Consider the following 4,834-nt stretch of genomic DNA (forward strand, 5'->3'; position numbering starts at 1 on the left):
TTAAAGGCTCTCTCATAGATGGATTTTATTATGCGCATTAAATTTTTAGCGAGCTTTTATTCTTTCTTCTTGTTTGCACTGTTTGGTTGTGACGACCAAAGTATGGCAATGCAAGATAGCCCTCAGCTAAATAATAATGTAAGTAACTTACCCTCTGATCTCAAAGTAAACACGCCTTCAGCAGCTCAAACAAACGAACCCGCTTTAGTGGTCGGTATGCTGGCAACACATTGTAAAAGTAATGAAGCAGCTTACATTAACGCAAAAATGCATAAAGTTGTGCGTAACCCAGATGAAAGTACAGCCTACAAGTTAGAACCTACCGATAAAGTGCTTTCTATTTGTGTTGCAAAAGATGACTCATCGCTTAGTTATCGATTTGGTAGAGTTAATGACATAGGGCTTGAAAAAGAAGCAACACCGGATGCTCCATTTGGTAGTTACTACAGGCAAGTAGGGCGTATTGGCGAGAGTATTTTATTTTTTAGTAACGGCGAATATCATTATTATATTATTAACTCAGGCGGTATGGGCAGCGGTGTAACCGTTAATGTTTATAAAAACGATACATTAATAACTGAGCTGTTTTCGGGTAATGATCCTTACGATGATTTTGTTATAGCAACCGATTTAAATTTCCCTAAAAAATTGGTTATCGAAAAACAGCCATTTAATAAGCAAATGCAGTAAATAATGACTCCACAGCAGCAAAACGTTATAGAGCAAGGGCATTGGTTTAAAAACCGTAGCGCTTATTTAAAAAGCTTTTTATTAACGCAGGGCAAAACGCTCTCGCTAAAAGCTCAGCAATCATTATTTTTGCGAGGTGATAAGCACGATGGAATTTATGCAGTGCTTAGCGGCGTAGTGCGTATTAGTGGCGTAAGTAACGAAGGCAAAGAAGCCGTATTGAGCTTTATTGATTCATCACTGTGGTTTGGCGAAGTTACCTTGTTTGATGGTGGCCTGCGTACTCATGACGTATATGCACAAACTGACGTTGTGCTTTTTTACGTTCCCCAACGCGAGCTTGAACAGCTTTTAAATGAACAGCCACAATATTGGCAAGAGTTTGGTTTATTATTGGCACAAAAGTTACGCCTAATGTTTACCTCAATGGAAGATCATGCCCTGTTAAGCGCTGAGCAAAAAGTATGTAACCGGCTTTTAATGCTAAGCGAACATACAGAGCACTTAACACCGCTTGTTTTATCTCAGCAGCAACTTGCTGATATGACCTACCTAACGCGCCAAACTATTAATCAAATACTGCAACAACTCGCTAGCCTACAAGCTATTAGCTTGGGGTATCAACGTATTACTATTTTAGATAAACAAAAATTACAGGCATGCGCTGAAAAAGCTTAAAAAAACACTTTAATTAAAGTGAATTAGTTGGAACCAAAATTGCTACATAACACGTGAGGCAATAATGGATTTGAGCTAATGACAACAATAACCTTTAAAAATCAATACAGTAACTATAACTCTCCTACAGTAAATAAAGCGGCAAGTTCAAGCGAAGTTGCGGCAACTAATCCGCTCCCTAACGAAAAAACAAATGATGTTAAAGGCATTACCTCAGCCCCTAAAGAACCAACGTTTTTAGAAGGTGCTCAAGAAGCGTTGGTTTATCAGCGTTTAGGTGTAAACAAAAACAAAATAGACGAGCTAAAAGCGACAATAGAAGAGCTCATTAAAGAACAGCAAAGTGAGGGCGCAGACCCTAGCGCAATTGCTGATAAAATAGAGGAACTTCAAAAAATGCTTGAGCAAGAGTATCAAAAAGGGCGCGAGCGAACGGATATGCAAGGTGAGTATGAGCCGGGTAAAATAATTTCTGCATTTGTTTAATTTACAAAATGTCGGATACCTGACATTGTTGTTGTGTCTACTTTTGCTAAAGTAAGTTTTATATATAAAAATAAAGGCAAAACAATGAAAACACTTCAACAGCAGCTTGGTAAATATGGTTTATATCATCGCTCTAAACGCAATGTACTAACGCACTTTATTGGTATTCCGCTCATTGTATTTGCAGCACTGTGTTTACTTGCGCGTATTCAAATACCCCTTGGAAGTGTAGTAATTGATGGTGCACAGCTGTTTGTACTTGCCTCTGTGGTTTATTATTTTATGTTGAGCTTTTCGCTTGGCTTTATTATGGCCGTAATATTTACTTTACTCCTTGTTGCTGCTCAGCCCATTGCAGCAATGGCTTTTTGGCCTTGGTTGAGTATTGGCGTAGGTATTTTTGTATTTGGTTGGGTACTGCAGTTTATTGGGCACTATTACGAAGGTAAAAAACCGGCGTTTGTAGATGACCTAATTGGTTTAATTATTGGCCCTTTGTACGTAACTGTTGAGCTCCTCTTTTTAATGGGTTTTTATAAAACATTAGAAAACGAAGTTAACGCAATAGCAGGCCCTACAAAGGCGTAAAATACTTTACTAAGTACCTTTATAAAACCTAATAAATAACAATAAAAGGGCAGATAACGCATGCAATATAATAATAAAACCGTGTGGATCACCGGGGCATCGTCAGGTATTGGTAAAGAGCTTGCTATACAATTTGCCGAGCTTGGAGCGCGCGTTATTTTATCGGCGCGCAATGTAGATAAACTAAACGATTTAAAAGCAATGCTTAAAGGCGAAGGGCACTTAGTTGTGCCGCTTGATTTAGCCCAGCCAGAGCAGGTACTAAGCACAATAACTGCGCAAATGAGCGAGCTTCCTGCAATTGATATTTTAATTAATAACGGCGGGGTATCGCAGCGCAGTTTATTTTTAGAAAACGACTTTAACGTGTATCGCCAATTAATGGAGGTTAATTACTTTGGCTTAATTGCACTTACTAAAGCTATATTGCCTACTATGGTGGCAAGGCGCAGTGGCTCAATTGTGTCTATTAGTAGTGTGGCGGGTAAAGTAGGTTCAAAATTTAGAACGGGATATTCGGGTTCTAAATATGCGGTTGTTGGCTTTATGGATTGCCTACGTGCAGAAGTAGCGGAACATAATATTCATTGTTTAACAATTTGCCCAGGATCTATTAAAACAGCAATTGCGCATAACTCGTTAAACGAGCAAGGCATAGCGCAAAATAAACCAGAAGAGTCGATAGAAAATGGCATGGATGTAAGCGTAGCTGCTAAAAAAATGATTAACGCCATTAGTAATAAAAAAGACGAAGTGATTGTGGGTAAAGGTTTAAGTGGTTGGGCGCCTACAATTAAACGCTTTTTTCCTACTTTGTTTAATCGCATTACCGCAAAAACAAACTATAGGTAGCATCGTTTATTTCAAAGGCGTAAAATGCCGTAAATTTGATCAATTTAGAAAAGGATTCTAAATGAAGTATTTATGGCTGAGCCTATTTTTTATTGTATTAATTTGGTCTGGTATTAACCCAAAAGATCAATTTACATGGCTGCTTGAAGTTATTCCCGCAATTATTGGTTTAGTGCTGCTAGCAAGCACTTATAGCCACTTTAAACTTACCCCTATTTTATACACCTTTATTTTAGCGCATTGCATTGTGCTGATGATTGGCGGGCATTACACCTACGCCGAAGTCCCATTGTTTGATAACCTATTTGGTAGCGAGCGTAATAACTACGACAAAGTAGGGCACTTTTTTCAAGGGTTTGTACCTGCACTGCTAGCACGCGAAATTTTGCTACGCAAAAAAGTAGTAAATGGTCGAGGCTGGTTAATCACCTTTGTTATTTCGGTATGTTTAGCATTTAGCGCGTTTTACGAATTAATAGAGTGGTGGGTTGCAGTATTAAGCGGCGAAGACGCAGAAGCGTTTTTAGGCACGCAAGGTTACGTGTGGGATACCCAATCAGATATGGGACTGGCGTTATTTGGGGCTATTTGCTCATTGTTAGTGCTTTCAAAAGTACATGATAAACAGCTAAAAAACGTTAAAGATTATTTATAGAAAAAGTTATATAAACGCTTATAACAACATTGATAAAAAAGACTATTAACTTATGACAGTAAATATTGGCGATTACTCAATTAGCACAGACAAAAGCAAACTTAACTTTAACGTTATTTATAACTTTATTGCTAATAGCTATTGGGCCAAAGGCATTCCTAAAAGCGTGATGCAATCAGCTATTGATAATTCAATGTGCTTTGGTGTTTACAGCGCTCATAACGAACAAGTTGGCTTTGCCCGAGTAGTGACAGATAAAGCCACTTTTGCCTATTTAGCCGATGTATTTATTGCCCCGCACTTGCAAGGAAATGGGCTGAGTAAGTTACTTATTAAAACGATAGTAGAGCACGCTGAGCTGCAAGGGCTCAGGCGCTTTTTATTAGCGACTTCTGATGCGCATGGCCTTTATGCGCAATACGGATTTAAATCGATAGACAACCCCGCAATACTAATGCAAATAAATCCTGAGAATGTGTATGGGGAAAGATAAGTTGAGGGGTATCCACTAAAAAGAGGGGAAGAGCGGTGTGCATTTATTTAATTAACCTGCCTTTATGTTACTTTCTCCATTTTTTGCATTATATTTTTTTTCTGCTCTTTCTCTTATTTCAGCAGTTAACTTTTCTTCATTAATTTCAAGGTTCCTCATGTGCCCAATTGCAACACTACTAGCTAATAGCATAGATGTAGCCGCCCAAGGAAGCGTATCACCATATATCTCTCCAAAAGGCTTCACAAATGCAATTAGATCCGGATAACCGATTGCGCCAAAAAAAAAGTTAATTACAGTGGAGCTAGAAAATATAAAAAGACATACAACAAGTAATTTACCAATAAAATGTAGAAGAGAGAAAATAGCCCACCAAATTTTTTTAGTATTAT

The 4,834-nt window shown here is 38.2% G+C and carries 8 protein-coding genes; 7 read left to right on the forward strand and 1 reads right to left on the reverse strand.

From position 1 onward, the window contains the following. Window positions 1-30: 30 nt before the first annotated feature. The 7 genes from GQR46_RS16135 (at window position 31) to GQR46_RS16165 (ending at window position 4,442) form a co-directional block, all read left to right on the forward strand. On the forward strand, window positions 31-690 hold the full coding sequence (locus tag GQR46_RS16135) for a hypothetical protein (RefSeq protein WP_231611891.1): 660 nt from the start codon (window positions 31-33) through the stop codon (window positions 688-690). Window positions 691-693: 3 nt separating this feature from the next. Beyond that, window positions 694-1,368, forward strand: a complete 675-nt coding sequence (locus GQR46_RS16140; protein ID WP_165741490.1) for a Crp/Fnr family transcriptional regulator — start codon at window positions 694-696, stop codon at window positions 1,366-1,368. A gap of 78 nt (window positions 1,369-1,446) precedes the next feature. Continuing rightward, on the forward strand, window positions 1,447-1,854 hold the full coding sequence (locus GQR46_RS16145; protein WP_165741491.1) for a hypothetical protein: 408 nt from the start codon (window positions 1,447-1,449) through the stop codon (window positions 1,852-1,854). Between the two features lie 84 nt (window positions 1,855-1,938). Beyond that, window positions 1,939-2,442: an Mpo1-like protein gene (locus tag GQR46_RS16150; protein ID WP_165741493.1), complete on the forward strand. Its 504-nt coding sequence runs from the start codon at window positions 1,939-1,941 to the stop codon at window positions 2,440-2,442. Between the two features lie 60 nt (window positions 2,443-2,502). Next, window positions 2,503-3,294, forward strand: coding sequence for an SDR family oxidoreductase (locus tag GQR46_RS16155; RefSeq protein ID WP_165741495.1), 792 nt, complete (start codon window positions 2,503-2,505; stop codon window positions 3,292-3,294). A 61-nt stretch (window positions 3,295-3,355) separates the two neighbouring features. Then, window positions 3,356-3,949: a DUF2238 domain-containing protein gene (locus tag GQR46_RS16160; RefSeq protein ID WP_165741497.1), complete on the forward strand. Its 594-nt coding sequence runs from the start codon at window positions 3,356-3,358 to the stop codon at window positions 3,947-3,949. A gap of 52 nt (window positions 3,950-4,001) precedes the next feature. Continuing rightward, a complete protein-coding gene (locus tag GQR46_RS16165) occupies window positions 4,002-4,442 on the forward strand; it encodes a GNAT family N-acetyltransferase (protein ID WP_165741499.1) in 441 nt (146 codons plus the stop codon). 51 nt (window positions 4,443-4,493) lie between these two features. Here the strand turns inward: GQR46_RS16165 and GQR46_RS16170 are convergent. Next, on the reverse strand, window positions 4,494-4,834 hold a 341-nt coding region (locus GQR46_RS16170), incomplete at its 5' end, for a hypothetical protein (RefSeq protein ID WP_165741501.1).

It is taken from the genome of Pseudoalteromonas sp. Z1A6, from assembly GCF_011378745.1.
GTDB lineage: Bacteria > Pseudomonadota > Gammaproteobacteria > Enterobacterales > Alteromonadaceae > Pseudoalteromonas > Pseudoalteromonas arctica.